26 protein-coding genes and 2 pseudogenes are annotated in these 17,444 nt (G+C 43.1%); 16 read left to right on the top strand and 12 right to left on the bottom strand.

Going from position 1 to position 17,444, the window contains the following annotated elements:
• Nucleotides 1–327 precede the first annotated feature (327 nt).
• On the bottom strand, nt 328–573 hold the full coding sequence (locus KNQ04_RS09920; RefSeq protein WP_214801295.1) for a hypothetical protein: 246 nt from the start codon (nt 571–573) through the stop codon (nt 328–330).
• Between the two features lie 320 nt (nt 574–893).
• Here KNQ04_RS09920 and KNQ04_RS09915 point away from each other — a divergent pair, with 320 nt between their 5' ends.
• A complete protein-coding gene (locus KNQ04_RS09915) occupies nt 894–1,178 on the top strand; it encodes a hypothetical protein (protein WP_214850246.1) in 285 nt (94 codons plus the stop codon).
• 52 nt (nt 1,179–1,230) lie between these two features.
• On the opposite strand, the gene KNQ04_RS09910 is transcribed toward KNQ04_RS09915, so the two are convergent.
• Nucleotides 1,231–1,557 (bottom strand): ABC transporter permease, encoded by a 327-nt coding sequence (locus KNQ04_RS09910; protein ID WP_214850244.1) that lies wholly within the window; start codon nt 1,555–1,557, stop codon nt 1,231–1,233.
• 164 nt (nt 1,558–1,721) lie between these two features.
• Here KNQ04_RS09910 and KNQ04_RS09905 point away from each other — a divergent pair, with 164 nt between their 5' ends.
• From KNQ04_RS09905 to KNQ04_RS09880, 6 genes and pseudogenes are all read left to right on the top strand, one after another.
• Nucleotides 1,722–1,913, top strand: coding sequence for a hypothetical protein (locus KNQ04_RS09905; RefSeq protein ID WP_214850242.1), 192 nt, complete (start codon nt 1,722–1,724; stop codon nt 1,911–1,913).
• 81 nt (nt 1,914–1,994) lie between these two features.
• Complete coding sequence (locus KNQ04_RS09900) at nt 1,995–2,336, top strand: hypothetical protein (RefSeq protein WP_214850240.1); 342 nt, start codon at nt 1,995–1,997, stop codon at nt 2,334–2,336.
• Nucleotides 2,337–2,375: 39 nt separating this feature from the next.
• Nucleotides 2,376–2,663: a hypothetical protein gene (locus KNQ04_RS09895; protein WP_214850504.1), complete on the top strand. Its 288-nt coding sequence runs from the start codon at nt 2,376–2,378 to the stop codon at nt 2,661–2,663.
• A 36-nt stretch (nt 2,664–2,699) separates the two neighbouring features.
• The gene (locus tag KNQ04_RS09890) at nt 2,700–3,200 is read left to right on the top strand and encodes a GNAT family N-acetyltransferase (protein WP_214850237.1); all 501 of its coding nucleotides are present in this window, start codon (nt 2,700–2,702) and stop codon (nt 3,198–3,200) included.
• Nucleotides 3,143–3,415: pseudogene (locus KNQ04_RS09885) on the top strand (cytidine deaminase); the annotation flags it as partial. The gene KNQ04_RS09890 and the pseudogene KNQ04_RS09885, both read left to right, overlap by 58 nt.
• A gap of 17 nt (nt 3,416–3,432) precedes the next feature.
• Complete coding sequence (locus KNQ04_RS09880) at nt 3,433–3,984, top strand: hypothetical protein (RefSeq protein WP_214850234.1); 552 nt, start codon at nt 3,433–3,435, stop codon at nt 3,982–3,984.
• A gap of 330 nt (nt 3,985–4,314) precedes the next feature.
• On the opposite strand, the pseudogene KNQ04_RS09875 reads toward KNQ04_RS09880, so the two are convergent.
• The 5 genes and pseudogenes from KNQ04_RS09875 to KNQ04_RS15865 all read right to left on the bottom strand — a co-directional run bounded on the left by KNQ04_RS09875 (nt 4,315) and on the right by KNQ04_RS15865 (nt 7,135).
• Nucleotides 4,315–5,230: pseudogene (locus KNQ04_RS09875) on the bottom strand (DMT family transporter).
• A 15-nt stretch (nt 5,231–5,245) separates the two neighbouring features.
• Entirely contained in the window at nt 5,246–5,485 is a 240-nt protein-coding gene (locus tag KNQ04_RS09870; RefSeq protein ID WP_214850231.1) for a hypothetical protein, read from the bottom strand.
• A gap of 369 nt (nt 5,486–5,854) precedes the next feature.
• On the bottom strand, nt 5,855–6,133 hold the full coding sequence (locus KNQ04_RS09865) for a type II toxin-antitoxin system RelE family toxin (RefSeq protein WP_214850227.1): 279 nt from the start codon (nt 6,131–6,133) through the stop codon (nt 5,855–5,857).
• Nucleotides 6,130–6,354, bottom strand: coding sequence for a type II toxin-antitoxin system RelB family antitoxin (relB, locus tag KNQ04_RS09860; protein ID WP_214850224.1), 225 nt, complete (start codon nt 6,352–6,354; stop codon nt 6,130–6,132). The genes KNQ04_RS09865 and relB overlap by 4 nt, the downstream gene beginning before the upstream one ends.
• Before the next feature lie 451 nt (nt 6,355–6,805).
• Nucleotides 6,806–7,135, bottom strand: a complete 330-nt coding sequence (locus KNQ04_RS15865; RefSeq protein WP_483299247.1) for a hypothetical protein — start codon at nt 7,133–7,135, stop codon at nt 6,806–6,808.
• A gap of 166 nt (nt 7,136–7,301) precedes the next feature.
• On the opposite strand from KNQ04_RS15865, the gene KNQ04_RS09855 reads away from it, so the two are divergent.
• Nucleotides 7,302–7,919: a hypothetical protein gene (locus tag KNQ04_RS09855; protein WP_214850222.1), complete on the top strand. Its 618-nt coding sequence runs from the start codon at nt 7,302–7,304 to the stop codon at nt 7,917–7,919.
• A 107-nt stretch (nt 7,920–8,026) separates the two neighbouring features.
• Here the strand turns inward: KNQ04_RS09855 and KNQ04_RS09850 are convergent, their stop codons facing one another.
• Entirely contained in the window at nt 8,027–8,995 is a 969-nt protein-coding gene (locus KNQ04_RS09850) for a DUF2268 domain-containing putative Zn-dependent protease (RefSeq protein WP_214850219.1), read from the bottom strand.
• Nucleotides 8,996–9,248: 253 nt separating this feature from the next.
• Between KNQ04_RS09850 and KNQ04_RS09845 the strand changes: the two genes are divergently transcribed.
• Together KNQ04_RS09845 and KNQ04_RS09840 are read left to right on the top strand one after the other, a co-directional pair.
• Nucleotides 9,249–9,467 (top strand): hypothetical protein, encoded by a 219-nt coding sequence (locus tag KNQ04_RS09845; RefSeq protein WP_214850216.1) that lies wholly within the window; start codon nt 9,249–9,251, stop codon nt 9,465–9,467.
• A gap of 74 nt (nt 9,468–9,541) precedes the next feature.
• Entirely contained in the window at nt 9,542–10,018 is a 477-nt protein-coding gene (locus KNQ04_RS09840; protein WP_214850213.1) for a glutathione peroxidase, read from the top strand.
• Nucleotides 10,019–10,100: 82 nt separating this feature from the next.
• Here the strand turns inward: KNQ04_RS09840 and KNQ04_RS09835 are convergent, their stop codons facing one another.
• Together KNQ04_RS09835 and KNQ04_RS09830 are read right to left on the bottom strand one after the other, a co-directional pair.
• The gene (locus tag KNQ04_RS09835; protein WP_214850210.1) at nt 10,101–10,565 is read right to left on the bottom strand and encodes a hypothetical protein; all 465 of its coding nucleotides are present in this window, start codon (nt 10,563–10,565) and stop codon (nt 10,101–10,103) included.
• Nucleotides 10,566–10,579: 14 nt separating this feature from the next.
• Nucleotides 10,580–11,485, bottom strand: a complete 906-nt coding sequence (locus KNQ04_RS09830; protein ID WP_214850207.1) for an EamA family transporter — start codon at nt 11,483–11,485, stop codon at nt 10,580–10,582.
• 170 nt (nt 11,486–11,655) lie between these two features.
• Between KNQ04_RS09830 and KNQ04_RS09825 the strand changes: the two genes are divergently transcribed.
• The 6 genes from KNQ04_RS09825 to lysS all read left to right on the top strand — a co-directional run bounded on the left by KNQ04_RS09825 (nt 11,656) and on the right by lysS (nt 16,190).
• A complete protein-coding gene (locus KNQ04_RS09825; protein ID WP_214850205.1) occupies nt 11,656–12,600 on the top strand; it encodes an SMI1/KNR4 family protein in 945 nt (314 codons plus the stop codon).
• A gap of 15 nt (nt 12,601–12,615) precedes the next feature.
• The gene (locus KNQ04_RS15640) at nt 12,616–12,942 is read left to right on the top strand and encodes an SMI1/KNR4 family protein (RefSeq protein WP_251136988.1); all 327 of its coding nucleotides are present in this window, start codon (nt 12,616–12,618) and stop codon (nt 12,940–12,942) included.
• Nucleotides 12,943–13,560: a hypothetical protein gene (locus KNQ04_RS09820; protein WP_251136987.1), complete on the top strand. Its 618-nt coding sequence runs from the start codon at nt 12,943–12,945 to the stop codon at nt 13,558–13,560.
• Between the two features lie 33 nt (nt 13,561–13,593).
• Entirely contained in the window at nt 13,594–14,010 is a 417-nt protein-coding gene (locus tag KNQ04_RS09815) for a hypothetical protein (RefSeq protein ID WP_214850203.1), read from the top strand.
• A 22-nt stretch (nt 14,011–14,032) separates the two neighbouring features.
• Nucleotides 14,033–14,296 carry a hypothetical protein gene (locus KNQ04_RS09810; RefSeq protein ID WP_251136986.1) on the top strand — a complete coding sequence of 88 codons (264 nt, stop codon included), beginning with the start codon at nt 14,033–14,035 and terminating at the stop codon, nt 14,294–14,296.
• Nucleotides 14,297–14,669: 373 nt separating this feature from the next.
• Nucleotides 14,670–16,190 (top strand): lysine--tRNA ligase, encoded by a 1,521-nt coding sequence (lysS, locus tag KNQ04_RS09805; protein ID WP_214850201.1) that lies wholly within the window; start codon nt 14,670–14,672, stop codon nt 16,188–16,190.
• 146 nt (nt 16,191–16,336) lie between these two features.
• Here the strand turns inward: lysS and KNQ04_RS09800 are convergent, their stop codons facing one another.
• Entirely contained in the window at nt 16,337–17,062 is a 726-nt protein-coding gene (locus KNQ04_RS09800) for a Fic/DOC family protein (protein ID WP_214850190.1), read from the bottom strand.
• A gap of 6 nt (nt 17,063–17,068) precedes the next feature.
• Nucleotides 17,069–17,254: an antitoxin VbhA family protein gene (locus tag KNQ04_RS09795; RefSeq protein ID WP_214850187.1), complete on the bottom strand. Its 186-nt coding sequence runs from the start codon at nt 17,252–17,254 to the stop codon at nt 17,069–17,071.
• Nucleotides 17,255–17,444 lie beyond the last annotated feature (190 nt).

Genomic DNA, 17,444 nt, shown 5'->3' with positions numbered 1-17,444 from the left:
TGACGGAAACGCGAATCGCGTTTCCTTTCCCCATAGGAGTCGAGGATGAACGTTTCCGTCCTCGATCAATCAAATGGCCGATAATCCCACTTTTTACGGGATTATCGGCCATTTTGATGTAAATTCGTATTGTTCATGATTGTTTAGTACTTGTATGAATCACGCATGAAAAAAGTACGGATTCATAGATATTCTCCGACATGAGTCAGCCTTAAAAGTTTTCCGATGAACTGCTCAACAGAGCGTTTCTTTTGTATGGAGTTAGGTATTGTGCTTAATCATACAGTTCGCTGTACAAAAAAAGCCGTCAAATCGACGGCTAAGCTGTTACCATTCATATCCTTCTTCACTGTAAGATCCATCAGAATTGAAGAAGCGTTCTTCTGTTTTTCCGCTTGATGTATTTGTATAAATGACATATACATCAAGGTCATCGTGCTGATCCGCCATTTTTTTAGCAGCTTTACGAGCATCGGCCTCATTCGTAAACGATTCAGTCAAACTTGCTTCTCCATGTTTCTCGACACCGTGCTCTTCATAACCTTCGACTGTCCAGACTTTTTTTGATGACATAACCAACATCCTTTCGTTGCAGAGCGAGTTGTGTAACACTTTGCTGTTTATCATTATGCTTGGTTTCATTAAAGTTAGTCAAATCATTATCTTTATACAGATAGAGAACAGCATCTAGAGGGGCTTGAGATTGAAGACGGAAAACGATTTTTCTCGTTTAAGAGAAGAATCGTTTTTTAGTTTTTCTCCATTTAGGTATTCACTTACATTATTGTAATCATCATAAATATCGAATGAAAATCCGTTTCAATATGGTAAATTATTGATATTGATAAATGGTTGATGGTTTTAAAATATGCTCGACTAGGAGGAAAAATGAAATGGATATTCTGTTAAAAGGTTTACTTTATGCAGCTGTGCTCGGAGTGCAGTATGTATTATCGAGTCAAAAGAATGTGTATTTAGGGGCAGTTGTTCCGTTGCTTTTTGTAGCGGGAATGACTTGGCGATATGTTAACGTCGAGTCGGTTAGTACAATGCAATACTTGCTAATCACAGGGTTTGGTTTGCTTTGTTTGGTAGCGGAGTGGGGGAAAGGCCGAGAGGTGTTTAGAAAAAATCAGGAAAAAGAGCTGGAGCGCATGAGCATACAAGATTTGAAGTGAGCAGACCGTGCATCATGATTCGAAGTTAGGGTTCCTTTTCTATTCTGCATTTTCATCTTGACTGATTTACTTGCCGTCGTTTAATGAAGTTCTTAATCCCTAATACGAGACCGATGATGAGATACAGGATCCCGTTACCAACGATCACGAACCCAATAAAAGCTGCTGCATAAGCTGCTCCAAAACCGTCTCCGCCCGTACTGTCGATCTTCAAAAAAACAGAACCGATTATCAAAGCGATGATTGGTCCGAGTATGACAACTAGTAAGCCGGATCCCCATAAAGGCATGTTCCCTTTCTTGTATAAAAGGATAGCTGATACATTTAATACGAGTAAGCTTGGTAATAATACACTCCAAAGTAGTCCATCACCACTCATTCAAAAACCTCCGTCCTATGATAAAAGGTAATATATGTAATTCAAATTATTGTTTTGACTATACCATAAGCACGCTAAATGGATATCTTTATTTCCAATTAAAGGTATAGAATAAAGAAAATGCTTTTATTAAGGAGCATTACGAAAATTCAGGAGGATATAAGATGAAACCGATTGAAAGAACGTTGATTTTGCTCAAACAAATGTTCAAAAACGAACCGAGATTTATTATGGGGAGATACGGGAGAAATGGATGGGCAACTTGCACCTTCAATACACCGTTAACTTCTAAAGAGATTGATTCACACTTTTTGAAAGATACGTTTTCTTTACCAAGGGACTACAAACATTTTTAAACGTTACATAATGGATGCGGTTTATTTGAGACAGAATCCGATTTAATCCTAGAATTGTTTCCGCTTGAGGAAATGCTCGAAATGTCGGAAGAGCACCATTCAGAAGACGGTCTCCTTTCAGAAGGAAACTACTGGATCATAGGTCAAATAGATGAAAAATGGATTTTAATTGATAAAAATCAATGTACAGATACAGGAGACTCCTTTAAAAAACCATATATCACGGTCGTGCATCCATCAGATGGTCTGGACACTGCTGTTGCGTTAAATTTAAATTTCGAATGTTTTTTAGAACGTGCGATCATCGCGCAAGGTGACTACTTTTGGCAGTGGTCAGAAGACACTGAACTCACTGTCATGTATGACGCGGTTTCAACGTATGAAGAAATCGACCAAACCCTCTATCTTGAAGACAAAAAATAAAATAATAGGACAAACAATCAAGAAAAAGGGGATGCGGCCATATGGCTACTGTTTGGGATACTTGCCCTCTTCACGACGGCAGTTAATCTGATGCTGTATTTCAGCGGCAAGGACTATAAGCTGGCGATGGCTGCTGGAGTATCATGCACGGCACTGGCGCTGTGTGCGGAAAACAGTCAAATTGCGAACTGGGTCGAAGCCGAGGATTGGGCGGCCTTGGCAGACGTTGTTCCCGGAATGGAACGTGCCTGGTGGTTCTTGACGATTGTGTCGATTGGACTGAATCTGGCACCACTGTTGCTCGAATATCGAAAAATCCGATCTTAATTGAGGCATGAATGGATTTTAAAAGGGGATCACATGATGACCTATACCTATTTACCACTGACACAACGTCAGGCGGAACAGATTGCCTATGACTGGACATACGAGGGTGACTTTGCGTTCTACGATATGCCGAACGACCAAGAGGACTTGGCGGAATTTTTGGATCCGGACAAACGGACGGAACATTACTATGCGGTGATGGATGGTACACAACTGATTGGATTTTTTGTGTTCGAACCCGGACAGGACAGCCTTGAATTGGCGTTAGGGATGCGGCCTGATTTGACGGGACGAGGAAACGGAACGGCCTTTTTGGAATCCGGTCTTGCCTTTGCAATCAAGCAGTATCAACCACGTCACATTGAATTAGCCGTCGCAACGTTTAACGAACCGGCAATCCGGCTGTACACTAAAAGCGGTTTTGAACCGGTCGAGCAGTTTCAGCAGGCAACAAGCGGGGGAAGCTATGAATTCGTCAAAATGCGTCGACCGAATTGTGTATCGAGACCGGTGCCATCCTCGAAGCACATAAGTTAAACTGCCGGATCACACATACGATTTGTGTCGTGCGGGATGATGAACAGGCACCGTTCAAGATTTTGAGCCCATGCGGTGTCTGCCAGGAGCGTCTGTTTTTCTTTGGTGCGGACGTCAAAGCTGCCGTCACAAATCCCGAGCAAGCACTGGTCTTTAAAGCACTCCATGAGTTGCAGCCGTACCATTGGTTAAAAGCCTATCAAACCGAGTTGTAAGTGAAAGGGTGTAGTCGATGATTTTGTACCGTGAACTGGGAGGATTAGACGATACGTTTAAATGGAAAACGTCCATTCAAGGAGATACACAATTTTACGCCTTTTTTGATGGGACAGATGATAAGTCTGCGACTCCTGAAGACGACGAATACCGAAATGGGGAGTCTTCTCTACTTAAGAACTTCGTCTTGGGAATTGAACGATATCCGCTCTACGTGCATGCTTTTAGTGGCGGTTCAGAAATCAGCCTTTCAAAAGTGGGGAAAACGACAAAGTTATCAAGAGGACGGTATCATCATCTGCTTGAAATACGTTCGCTCGAAGAAGCCGAACAGTACATCCCGATGGCGTATTTTGACGCGTATAACGGACAAAATGTTTTGATTACGACGGAAAAAGACGTTTCGATCATCAATGATCCGGAAGACTGGCTGCTATTTGAATTTGATTTTTCAACTCCTTCGAAGGATATTTACTATCTGATGATTTCCCACGATGCTGCGGGTTTTGATTTTGTTGCGAACTTTACGGAGCATCCGTTTCAAGAACGAGAGATCATCGATGGTTGAAACGATTGAAATAGGATTTGTTGAGGTCAAGAAACAACTGTGTCAGCATGAAGAAGGGGATCATTCAGATATTTACATCGGGTGATTCGTTTTAAAAAGGTGGTGCTCGTTATGTTAAATCTCTCCATTTTTATTGTTTTGGTTTTAGGTATTACATGTGGTCTGATTGTTCTTGCGGTCTATATCCTCAAGAAGATTTTGAAGAAATGACCGTCCAGATGAAGGGGCTTCCTTAATGAAATGAATATCAGCGAGTTTAATTATAAAAAGATGAGCGTACATGAGTTTCATGTGTACGCTCATCTTGAATTTTTTGGTTGATACAAACGATTATTTCAATCTAGCACGAACCGAAAGTTTCTTTTGCGATAAAGTCTTTCGGAAATAAGTTCCTGCACCTAACGCAACAGCGGCACCGACACAGCTCGACAAGCAACCGAGTATTAAGTACATCGATGGATCAGATTCACCGATCAGGACGGAGGCGATACCTCCAATCGCTGGAAACAGTGCCACCATGTAGCCGCTTTTGGCACCACCGATTTTCTCGACCAGCTTTAAGTAAAAGAGCCATGCTCCAAACGAAGCAAGCAGCGTGAGGTAGAGAAGCGCAGATAAGTAAGAAATAGAGGACGGTAGACGGATGTCTTGTCCCTGCAATACGACGACTGTGCCAAGAAGCACACCGCCTGCGATAAATCCGACTGCATTCGCATAAATCGGATCGACTTGTTTCTTCGCGTTCCGTGCTGAACTGGCGTCGCCGATTGCTGTAATGGCAGTACCGAGCAGGGCAAGCACGATTCCTTTTACATCATTCGGATGTATGTCGTGTAGAGTCGGATAGAGTAAAATCAAAACGCCAGCACACCTAATATGCCCCCATCAGGATGCGGATGTGTAAATGTTCTTTTAAAAAGATTCGTAAAGCAACGGGCGTGAAGATGACTTTCAATGAAAAAATCAACGTGACAATCGCAGCTGAACTGAACATCGTTGCGTAATAGAGACACAGATAGCTGAGTGCGAAGTTACAGATACCAAACACCAGGAGATACGGAAGATCCTCTTTCGAAGGTTTTCCTTTTGGCTTCATGATCCAGACCAGAATACTAAACAAAATCGCTGTCAGGAATAAGCGATAGGTCAACGATAACTCTAAGCTGACCGGCGTACCTTGAATCTTGACGGCAATGAAATTAAGCCCCCAGATCAACAAACAAAAGATGTACATAAACATCGTCATCGGTATTTTCCACTCCTAAATAAAGACAATCAGCGAAAATCCAATCAGGATATTGATGAAACTGAGGACATCCGTTGTTTTGGTATAAATTGATTTTCCCGTTTTCTTTGCGTTGTCATTAAGAACCATTAAAATGACAGCAAACAGCGTCGTTAAGCCAATCGGCGCATTGAAAAAACTGTCGGAATACGTAAATGAATTAATTACGAGGTAAAGACTGTTCAGTATCGAAAGGTAGAGTAATGTTTTTTGCATCCAATCACTTCCTGTTTGATTTATCATATTATTATACATTTTTACATAAAATTTCCACGTGGGGAAGGGGCGCCTTAAATGTCTTTGTCTGTAACCCTCTAAAACCACGGATTTTTGCATTATGAATCGAGAAGAGGACGGTGTACCGGTTACAGCTGACTGATAGAAGACAGTTTAGGATAGAAGAAATGGTATGGGGATCTGAACAGCGTAAACTAAGTAACACCTAAAGTTGTCAAAAGGAGCAAAATCCCATCACTGTTAAAGGTGAAGGCGCTTAGCTCCTTTTCATCATACGTATGAATAATGGTTAAGCGATGTTTGCAAGTTACTAAGAAGAAAACGAATATGTTTACTCATCCATAGGTCTTAGCTCTCTGATTTGTAGATATCACGACGATGGCCAATCTCAAGAATCAAGATCACGACTTTGTCCTCTTGGATGTCAGCGATCAGACGGTAGTCGCCAATGCGATACCGCCATTCACCCGAACGATTCGAAACCAATCCTTTTCCATGACGACGCGGATCATCCGTCCCGACCAGGTTCTTCTTGATCCAGGACATGATGATCCGCGATTGTTGAGGATCCATCTTTTTAAGGGACTTTTGAGCTCCGCGCTCAAACTCGACTGTATATGCTGTCATTCTAAATCAAGTGCCTTTATCATATCATCAAACGAGATTGCTTCTGATTTTTTGCGGTGTGCTGCCATGGAATCATGATAGAGTTGTAAATCAATCTCATCTTCAATACGATCGAGAACGGAATCGCGAACAAGTGTAGAAATCGTGATGTTTTTTGCTTTCGCATATTCTTTGATCAGTCGCGTATCCTCATCATCGAGTCGAACAGAAATCGTACTCATACTTATCATCCCCTTTGTAATACATTGTAATACATGTTTAGATGTTAGTATAGATACGAGTTCGTTCTCACTTCAATCTACTTTGATTAAAAAAGCAAACTGACCATCACCGTTCTCCGACCATCTTGCTTGAAGTTCATATGCGTACGTTCCACTCTTTTTTGGTATTACGAGTTGCTTATTTTTTAACGTAAGCGGGTTACTTTTTTCAGTCATGTGCAGACAGTCTGCGTAGATTTTGTCGACGCATTGACCTCTAAACATGCCACTCCAGCGACCGTTGGAATACTTTTCCTCTGCATCTCGACACGGGGATCTGGCGGCTCATTACATAAGGGTTCGAATTGAACAAAAAACGCAAAGATGATCATTACAGAACCAATCAATATGTATTTACGCATTTGAAACTGTCCTCCTACGCAAGTGGTATCTTAAAAAATCAATCATATTTTTAATCAGATAATCTAATATGAGTTAAACTGAAATGTGGCTTAAACTGTATATCAACTTCCGTTTTTCCTGAATTGCCTTTGATTTTTAAACACTCATTTTCATTTCTAATTGATTCTATAAAATATAGTTCAAAATCGAAGATCGTCCAATTGTATATATCATTACTTAGACTGACGATGCATTTATTTTCATATTGTGAGATATACAGTAATATCTGAAACCCGAGCTTATCGATTTTACTATACATATAGAACCCTGCTCCTTCCTGATAGAGTTCTTCAGGTTCTGATTCGAACAATTCAAGCAGTTCGTATTCGTCATAAAACATGTTTTCTACTCCTTCCTTTTGTATGTGTTGTATATAGGTATCGCGGTGATGACTTTCATGAGGATTTCGTCCTTAATGTTTAGAAATAGGCAGATTTGTGCCTGGTTTTGATAAAACTAATGAATCAAGCAAGATTTCTTTGCTTGATTCATTCTGGAGGTTCCAAATGACAATCGAAATAATTAAAAATATAAGGGTGTTGTTTCGCGAAGAAGCGAAACGACCAGTCCCATTGTTGGACTATCTTGAACTAAACGATTTACGAATCAATGAACTTCTAGAAGATGAAAATCGGAATGGTGAATTTATTATTGAATTCGAGCTGGAACAAGACACTATCACGTTGTCTTACGAAATACATGAGCTGGAAGAAACATCACAAGTCGAATACATCGTGTATTTCATCTGTAAGTGGAAATGGATTTGGCAATGGTATTCGAAGCGATTTTTAGAACACGACATACCATTTGATGTTTATCCGACAATTATCGATTACGCGAAAGCCCGCATACGTCCACTCGAATTAATGGAAGAAACGATTCAAGAATTAAAGGGATATACAAAAGAAGGCTTACTCTTTTATTATGGATCAGGACCGTTCGATGACTTTGAGGAGTCCGATCAAAATCTGGATCAAATTTTAGAATATGATGAAATGAACAGCAAAGAAAACATGCGAGAACAGGGACTTTATTTTGACCCGGAGATGGAAAGATGGATTCATATTCCGGCTTCTCTCGACATCATCGAAAAGATAATTCGGCCATTATCAAATGTAATGTAAGGACGGGCTCGACGTTTAAGAAAGCATCCTGCAACGATATTTTTTTGTATTCACCGAACCTGACTCAATTGAATCTGTGCTCTTTTCACTACTATTTTGCTTACGCATCACTCAAGAAGATCCTGGTACTTGTAGCCTTTTAAAATATCGTGTTGATTTGCAAATGTCCAGTCCGATATGGAACGGTCAGGATTCGTTTTAAAGTAATGATCCATGACATCCCGTCCTAAGATGTAGTTACTCCATTGGGGAATGTCCTTTTGGTGGTTACCGCCTACAACTTCTTCATAAGTAGCTTCACCGCTCTCAATCAGACTTGCTACATGTTTCTTGGTCTTGTCATCCATCGGGACGTTCCATGGCGTTGAAACGTCTTTGACGACACGATCGGCAAAGGCATCGGCCTTGCCTTCGGTGATGATTGAATCAAGAATCGCATTCATTTTATATTCAGGTGTATCATGAAGGATCAAGTGATGGTATTCATGCGCGATTGAATAGGCAAGTGTATTTTTATCGAAGTTTGTATCGAGATACAGAATGAACGTGTCTTTATATGCTGCGCCGAATACTCCCTTCATGGATTCACTCATAGAAAAATACTCCGAGTTGGCAGGTGCGATGAAAATCGTACTTTTCTTTTTAGGAAGTACCTTATTTGCAGCGGTATAGTTTTTTATGATGATGTCTTTGATTTCGTCATGGTGTTTCATCAAGTCGTTTGTCCGATCCACCAGTTCTTGCTCGTAAGCAGTTGATTGCAACATGAAGTAGCCTTTTAGACTGGTCGTATCAAAGTTTTCTTTCTTTCCGATCTCATCTATGTAACCAAGAACATATTTTGCGTAATTTTTTACATCCATTTCTGAAGTATCGGCTTTAAGAGATGCCTTCAAATACGTTTGATATGGCGTGTACAGCGGCACGATGTTTAATTCACTATCCTTACCGATTTTCACAGTTTCCGGTTTGAATTCTTTACTTTCGGAATGTGTCACTGCTTTTTCTTTTTCATCTGAACATGCGGATAACAGAAGGAACGGGACGCAAAGCAAAGGAACGATTACTTTTTTCAACGGGATGACCTCCATCAGTGTTTATTATTTTGTCAATATGTAGGAATGAATACTTCAGTGAGCGTAAGTTCAATGTAGTGAAGCGACATTACTTTATACGGTAGACCGTTGTATAAGGTTTCGATAATTCCTTTTATTTACAAAAAAGTATCGTGTATCAAATTGGTTTGAAAATTAATCGAATAAGAAATTTTCGAAATCGTGAAACCTGCTTTGAGAATAAAAAGTAGAAGAGAGCAAAGGGGATGATGAGATGGTGCGCTGTACGAATTGTGACTACAAGTGGAAGACGAAAGACATACTGGCTGTCGGTTTTGCGAAGCATGGCAAGGATTGCCCGAACTGTGGTGAGAAGCAGTATCTTTCAAAAGATACGCAGCGGTATCTGTCGCTCGGATACGTCAGCCTGTTTTTTTTACTGATCATGCCGTTCGTCATCAAGCTGAGTGACCGGGAAGAATCCATCTGGTAAACAGCTCGTCGCATGTTCAAAAAAGACGGAGTTTTTTCAGCGGCGTATACTGACGGCAAAGGGGGTGCGACGGGATGCCATCGCTTTATGAGATTAAGGTGAAAGACGCAACCGGACAGACCATTTCCTTGCAGGATTATGCCGGAGAGGTGATGCTCATCGTCAATACAGCGAGCAAATGCGGACTCGCCGATCAGCTCGGAGACCTGCAACGGTTGTACGACAAGTATGCCGAGCAAGGCGTTCAGGTACTCGGATTTCCGTGTGATCAGTTCAACCATCAGGAATTCGCCAATCAAGAGGAAACGATGCAGTTTTGCCAGCGGAATTACGGCGTGACGTTCCCGATGTTTCAGAAGATTGACGTCAACGGACCGACGGAACACCGGTTGTATACGTACTTGAAACAGCAACAGGGCGGACTATTGTCGTCAAACATCAAGTGGAATTTCACGAAGTTTCTTGTTGATCGGCAAGGGCGGGTCGTTAAGCGGTTTGCGCCGGTCGATTCAATCCAGACGATTGAAAAAACACTGGCGCGCTATGTATAATGAAACCATGTCCCGTCCGGCGCAAGCCGTCGGACAGGCGTATCGCATCACCCTACCTTTGGCGAGGTAGGGCTTTTTTGTGTCAACGATCCGCCTGTGGATTTAACGTCTGTTTCACGACATAGTCACTCATCTTGTGACCGAGGTCCGTAAAAACCGGTGGACGCGGGGATAGGATATGAATGTCATCCTCAAATGCCCGGATGGCGTAGTGGGTCCAGTCTTGCGACGGGTCCCGCTTCAATCCCATCCAGGCCGTCGCAAAGGTCAGAAGTGCGGAGTCCTTATACATGACGATCGGAATCGTACTGTACTCCAGCCCGTCATCCAGTTCATACAAATCCGGGGCACGAAGCAAGACACAATCTGCTTCAAACAACAGTTCAAAATAATTGCAGGAATAGTCGCCGATGAGCACCATGACTTCGTCCGTATGGCCGCGGAAATAGAGTGCCAGCCGATTACCGTTTTCCTCGTTCATGACAATGTGATCGAGTTTAATCTGATAGTCTTCCCGGTACAACAGTTTCTCGAATGTGATATGCATGACTGATTCCCTCCTTAAGAGTGTTTTTCCTTGGCGAGTTCGAGGATGTCCGGCTGCCGTACCCGACGTGACGACCAGATGAGTAATCCGATGCCGCAGAATAAAAGTAAAATGCCGACCCACGCCAACAGACTGAGCGTTTCCCCGAGGACAAAGACGCCGAGTAAAGCAGCAGTCAACGGTTCACCAAGCGACAGCGTGACGGCAGTCGAAGACGAGACATGCGCTAGCCCTTTTGCGAACAAGAGGTAGGCAAGACCGGTCGAAAAAACTCCGAGATGCAGACTGATACCTGCACCGCGCAGACTGAAGACCCATGACAGGTCGAACAGGAACAGGAGCGGCGACAACAGGACGGCGCTGAGCGTAAAGACGACCGCGACGACCGACAGCGGTGGATGGGTTTTCACCAAATCCCGGCTGACGAACGTGTAAGCGGCGAACGACAGTCCGGCACCGAGAGCGAGCAAAATGCCGAGCGGATTGACCGAGACTGCCGCTTGATTCATGACGAGCAGCAAACAACCGGCAATCGACAGTAATGTCGACAGCCACCAAATCGTACCGGGACGGTTTTTTAGGACCAACCATTCAATCACTCCGGAAAAAATCGGTGCACTGCCGATCGCGACGACCGTTCCGACGGCGACACCGGTCATGAGGACGGCAGAAAAAAATAACGGTTGATAGGCGGCCATGCTGACAGCGGCAAGAAAGATTGTCTGTAGCGGCCAAGCTTTCAGCGTCAACTTTCCCGTCAGTAAAACGAGACACAATAAAAATAGACCGCCGACCGCTAATCGGACGGCGCCGATCGCAATCGGATGAGCCGCTTCCGGCGCAAAGGCTTGTGACGTGCCGGTCGTTCCCCACAGCATTGCGGCCAGTAGAATCAGTAGCATCGAAGACTGTTTCTGCATGGTCCACCTCCAAATGAATCGATGACTGATGTGATACAGGCACCGTTATGATTAGAAAAAGAATACCACAGAAACAGGAAAGACGAATCACCCAAATTATTGGTAAAATGGTAGAATCGAGGAAGGCATATCAGCAAGCCTCAGATAGAGATACAAAAAGGATGGAGATCATGAATCAAATCGCAGTTGTCCTAGATGGACTCAAACAGAAAATCAACCACGGATCGACATTCATCCAGCGCAGTTACAATTCAATCGGTCAAGCCACGTTCCATCTGCCAAAACCAGTCAGACCGGAAACACTTCAAGCGTTCCAAGCCGAGTTCGAGCAACCGTTACCAAGTGAATACCAGACTTTTCTTGAACTGCATGACGGAGCCAAACTGTTTATGTTAGGTGACGAGGGGCTGATCTTGTATCCACTCGAAGAAGTAATTGAAAAGACGATTGAGGCCAAGGAAGACGGTCTGATTGATGAAGACTATGATCATTACTGGATCATCGGTGAAGTGAACGAAGGGTACCTTCTGATTCATACGGATCATGCAAAAACCGAAGATACACCATACATGTACTGGAAGTATCATGAAGGGTCAACGGAGGACACCGACGCCATCGGTCAAAACTTCGGTACATTCCTCGAACGGTCGATTATCGCGCAAGGCGATATGTACTGGGAATTCAACAGCTTCGATGTCCGGGAAACTGATTACTATGTCGAAGAAGAAACCGAGCACGTGCAGGCAGGCATTCCGATTGCACCTGAGGAACGGGTCCGGATCGAAATCGAGTATCCGATTTACCGCCAGGGAGAGTTTATTGTTTCTTTTTATACATATGAAAATGGAAGACCTGATTTATGGTGGAAATTTGACTACGATACGATGAAACAAGTGCATCGTTCTCTTGTGAGCACTTTGGAGGAACCGCGGTTCCATTTTACAGAAATCACTGTGTTCCAAAAAGAAGCACCGATTTGGCAAAACGAAGATGCATCCGGTGAACAGGTTGCAAAACGCGTCGAACATCCGCAAACCCAAATCATGAGGTATGACGGCTATCAGGCCTTTGTTAATGATTTGCCACGTCCATTGCCAGGCTGGGAAAAAGCATGATAGGGGGAGAATGACATGAATCAAATCGCAGCAGTACTGGATGGATTGAAACAAAAAATCAGTCATGGATCAACGTTCATTCAACGGCGTTACAATGAAATCGGTCAAGCAAAATTTAATTTGCCGGAACCGGTGACAGCAGAATCGCTTGCGGCATTTGAAGCCGAATTCAATCAAAAATTACCGAGTGAATACCAAACCTTTCTCGAACTGCATGACGGAGCAGATTTGTTCATTTTGGACGATTTCGGGCTTGTGTTGCACGCACTCGATAAAGTGATCGAAGCAACGAATGAGGCGATTGAATATGAGTTAATTCATGAGGACTTCGACCACTACTAGGTGATCGGGGAAATCAATGAAGGGTATCTGTTAATTAACCGGGAGTTTGCAAAAACGGACGACACGCCTTACATGTACTGGGTGTTACATGAATTGTCGACCAAAGAAGCTGATCCGATCGGTCAAAATTTCGGAACATTTCTGGAGTACTCAATCATTTCCCAAGGAGAGACGTTTTGGGAGCTTAAAGACTTCATTATTCAGACTGACGATTATTTCGTCGAGGAAACGACAGAAGAAAAGGTGAGCCACCCGGTAACAATCTGGTTTGTCGACGCGGTCCGGGTCGAAATTGAATATCCGGTTTCAAAAAACGGTTCCTCTTTCACGATTTCGATGTATGTAGGCAAGTTTGAGCAGGAGAAATTAGCGTTGCGTTATAACGAAGGACGCGGTTTTGAGAAGGTCATCCAATCCGTCCGTGATCATTTATCTTACGAACAATATCATTTTTCTTCCATTCAAGTGTTCCAGACAGAGCACTCGTTTTGGGCGAATGAAGATTCGTCAGGAGACCCGCTCGTTCGAAACGAGAAACCACAGCGTGAAGGACACAGGTACGATGGATTTCGTGCTTTTGCAGATCAATTGCCACGTCCTTTACCGGGCTGGGAATAAGCCAGAATCACGTTTAAAAAGGAGCATCATGAAATGAAAAAATTACTCATCGTCCCGTTATTGTTCAGTTTAGGCGGATGCATGTCCCTCGATACGAAACCGAGCAGTACAACAGTCGAAAACCGTGTTCAAGGCAGTGTCAAAGAGGGATTTACGTTTGAATACAAACTGTCGAATACAGGTGATTATCCTATTAAAGTCGCCTCCCGTGCCGGACATTTGTTGAACGTGCAAGTGCGCAAGCACGATACGCAAAAAATCGTCTACGATTCGTACCAAGAAGTCGAGCCAAAACGATTGTCAAAAGAAGTTCAACCGCATACAACGGTGACACTGAAGAAAACCGTTAAAGCCGGTGTCATTCCAGCGGGTGTGTACGACATTGACTACATCGTCCGTGACAACATAGGGGAAGCTACAGCCGGTGACGGCGAAATTCGATTAAAATAATTCAATCCAGGAGGAACACCTATTGAAGAATCCAAATTATCGTTACGGTACGTGGGCATTGATTGTCAGCTTTTTCTTGTTTTTCATCGTTCAACTATTCAGTGCCTATATTGAACTTTCACCGGATTATGCAAGTGAGGAACTCGGGGCGTACCATTTGATGTACTTCCCAATCACTGCCCTTGCTATTGGCAGTTTCCTGTTGATCAACGGGTGGTGGCAAGAAGATGTAAAGCGGCAGGCAAAAAAGAAGGAGCAACTGGAAGCGGAAAAGGCAGTAAAGTAATGCTCTACAAAAAAATAAATCGAGAAAAGATTGACAATCTCTCTCCATTATTTGTATGCTAATCAAAATTAAATAGACATGGCTGTGACGAGAAGAGTAGGAAGAAACTGACGGTGCCAAGCGAGTCCGAACTGGTGGGAGCGGATGACTGGGTTTCAATCTGAAAAAAGCCTCTGAGCTTCGTACGGATTCCAACTGGATGGTGCTACGATGGGTTCTCCCATTATCGAGAGCGTGTATGTTTGTACATGTAAAGGTTGGTCTGGTGACAGGTCAACGAACAAAGGTGGTACCACGGGAAGCTGATTCTCGTCCTTTAGTGAAAACTAAACGGCGGAAATCAGCTTTTTTGCCGAACTCAGGAGGAATCAATATGCATTGGGCAGAAGAAACCGCACGTGCCATTATTAAAAGAAATCCGGAAAAACAAACGTACGTGTGTGCAGCAGGAATCAGTCCGTCGGGACCGGTTCACATCGGTAATTTTCGCGAAGTCGTGACGACGTACTTTGTCGTTCAGGCGTTACGGGATTTAGGAAAGGATGTCCGGTTTTTATTCTCGTGGGATGACTACGACCGCTTTCGGAAAGTGCCGACTGATATCACGGGGCATGATCGTTATTTAGGACGACCGTACAGTGAGACGCCGGCACCAACGGGTGAAGGAACATATGCACGTTATTTCGAAGGAATGTTCGAGGAGACGTTGCGGCTGTTTCAGATCGAACCGGAATACCGGTACCAACACGCCGAATATCGGTCGGGTCGATATGCAGAATTGATTCTACACGCTTTTCGGGAACGTCACGCGATTTACGAGATCTTGATGCGATATAAATCAGCTACTCCTTCTGAAGCGGAAAGGGTACGTTATTTTCCAGCTTCCGTTTACTGTACGGCTTGCGGGACGGATGCGACGACAATCGAGTCGTTTGACGATCAGGAAGCGACATACGACTATCGGTGTACTTGCGGGTGGCACGAAACGATTGATATGCGAACCAACCACCGGACGAAATTGAACTGGAAAGTCGACTGGGCGATGCGTTGGGCAATGGAGGGTGTTGATTTTGAACCAGGGGGGAAAGACCACTCCGCGGCAAACGGAAGTTATGTTGTCTCGTCCGAGATCGCACGCGACATTTTTGGGGTGGAACCTCCGTTGTATCTCCCGTACGAATTCATTCGGTTAAAAGGAGAAACGAAAAAAATGTCGAGTTCGAGTGGTGGCGGGTTAACACCACAGGATTTACTGCAGGTCTATCCGGCACATCAAATTTTGTTCCTATTTGCAAAACACCGACCGGAGCACGCATTTCATATCGGAATGGACGAAGATGTGTTACGGCATTACGCGGAATATGAACGGATGGTGATGCGGTATGAACGGCAATCACCAGAAATCCAGCAAAGTTTACGTTGGAGTCAAGCCGACATGAAGAACGAACTGATCCCGTTTTCGCAATGGACGACGCTTGGTCCGATGGTTGATTTTAATGAACCGTTACTTCGTCAATTGCTGGAATGCGGCGAGACGGACGAGACGGTTGCTGACCAAGTCGAACGTGCCCGTCAATTCGTGACAAGCTGGTGCCCGGAACGAAAGATTCGGATTCGCGAGCAGCGAAATGATTTAAAATTTGCGTCGTATTCGCCAGAGGAACAAGACTGGTTAAACCGTTTCGTAGAAGCAGTGCGGGAAGGGGAAGATGTGCTGGCGGTATTCTATCGTCTGACACGACTGGCAGAAAAGAAAGAAACGATACGGCTGCAAAAGATGCGTTCGACGATGTTATACGAATTGACGATTGATAGCACATTTGGTCCGCGGATTCCGTTACTCGTACAGGCGATTGAGCGTGAGCGTTTTTGTTCGTTGTTATCATTCTATTAAGGTGCCTTCAATTGTTTGGAATTGGCGAAACTATACACTTTTTTGATGCAAAAACTCCATATCATCTGGATGCGATATCCAAATGATATGGAGTCAATAAACACTGATTTCTGTCAGTAAGATGAAAATAATAATGTAGTCATTTATTAGTCGTTTTCAGAATCTTCGTTTGTATAAAACGGTTTTTCTTCATATTTAGAACTATCATAACCTTTGACTTGCTGATAATTTTTTAGTGATGGTGTCGTTTTTGGATGGGTACTTAAAAACGCCGGAGTCAAGGCATCGATAATGATTTTGCTCAAGTATTGAATATCAGGTGCCTCTTCAACAGTCGCTAGTACAAGTGCGTTTCTAAAGTAATTTGAGTGTTTTGAAATTAGCTCGAGGTTAAAGTAAATGTCGTGTTTTTCAGCAAATAATTTCAAAAAGATTGAGACCGTTCGCGTGTTTCCTTCGCGAAAAGGATGGATTCGCCAAAGTCTTACAATGAAAGAAATGAATGCATTAGTGAGCTCAGTGTTATCCATACTCCATTCCACTTCTTTGACCCACGTAAAGAGTGAACGGATGTCATCACTGACAGCGGAAGCGCTACTATAAGAGACGGATAAGCCGTTTAGAACGGGCTCATTTTTGTAAATGTTAATTGTTCGATATTCCCCAGCCCAACTATATAAATCACTGAATAAGTAGTGATGGACAGCATTTATAGAGTCATCGCTTAGAAAATCAACTGTTTCCAATAACGTATCCATCTCTAGGATGGCTGCAATCAAAAATTGAGCTTCAACTTCAATAAGCTCTTTATCATCGGTAATATTTAAATGATTAATTAGTACGGTGGAGCCTTCGTATACATAGGGATCCATAATAAATTAATCATGTTTCTTTGCATATTTTTTTAAAATTTTATCTTTGACTTGAGTTGAAGAAAGAGTTCCGGCTTCGTATTGGTGGAGTAATTGTTGAGTAAATGATGTGGGACGACCTCCGTCAATAGATGCAATTCCGACAGCAATCCGTACGTTTTTTTCTCTTTGATTTTGTGAAATGAACTCCATATTGTTTACCTCCTATACTTTTACTTTCAAATATATAAGCTAAGTATACCATGATTTTTTTTATGACGAATTGTAATATTAAGTGCAACACCTAACTGAAAACACAAAAAACCCATAACGACCTCGTGTAGAATAAAGCTACCACACCACATTCAACGGAGGATTCGTTATGAGCTATGTTCATCTTACC

It is taken from the genome of Exiguobacterium sp. s193, assembly GCF_018618755.1.
GTDB lineage: Bacteria > Bacillota > Bacilli > Exiguobacteriales > Exiguobacteriaceae > Exiguobacterium_A.
Note: the sequence above shows the minus strand (reverse complement) of the source record. Positions and strands in the feature narration are given on the sequence as shown.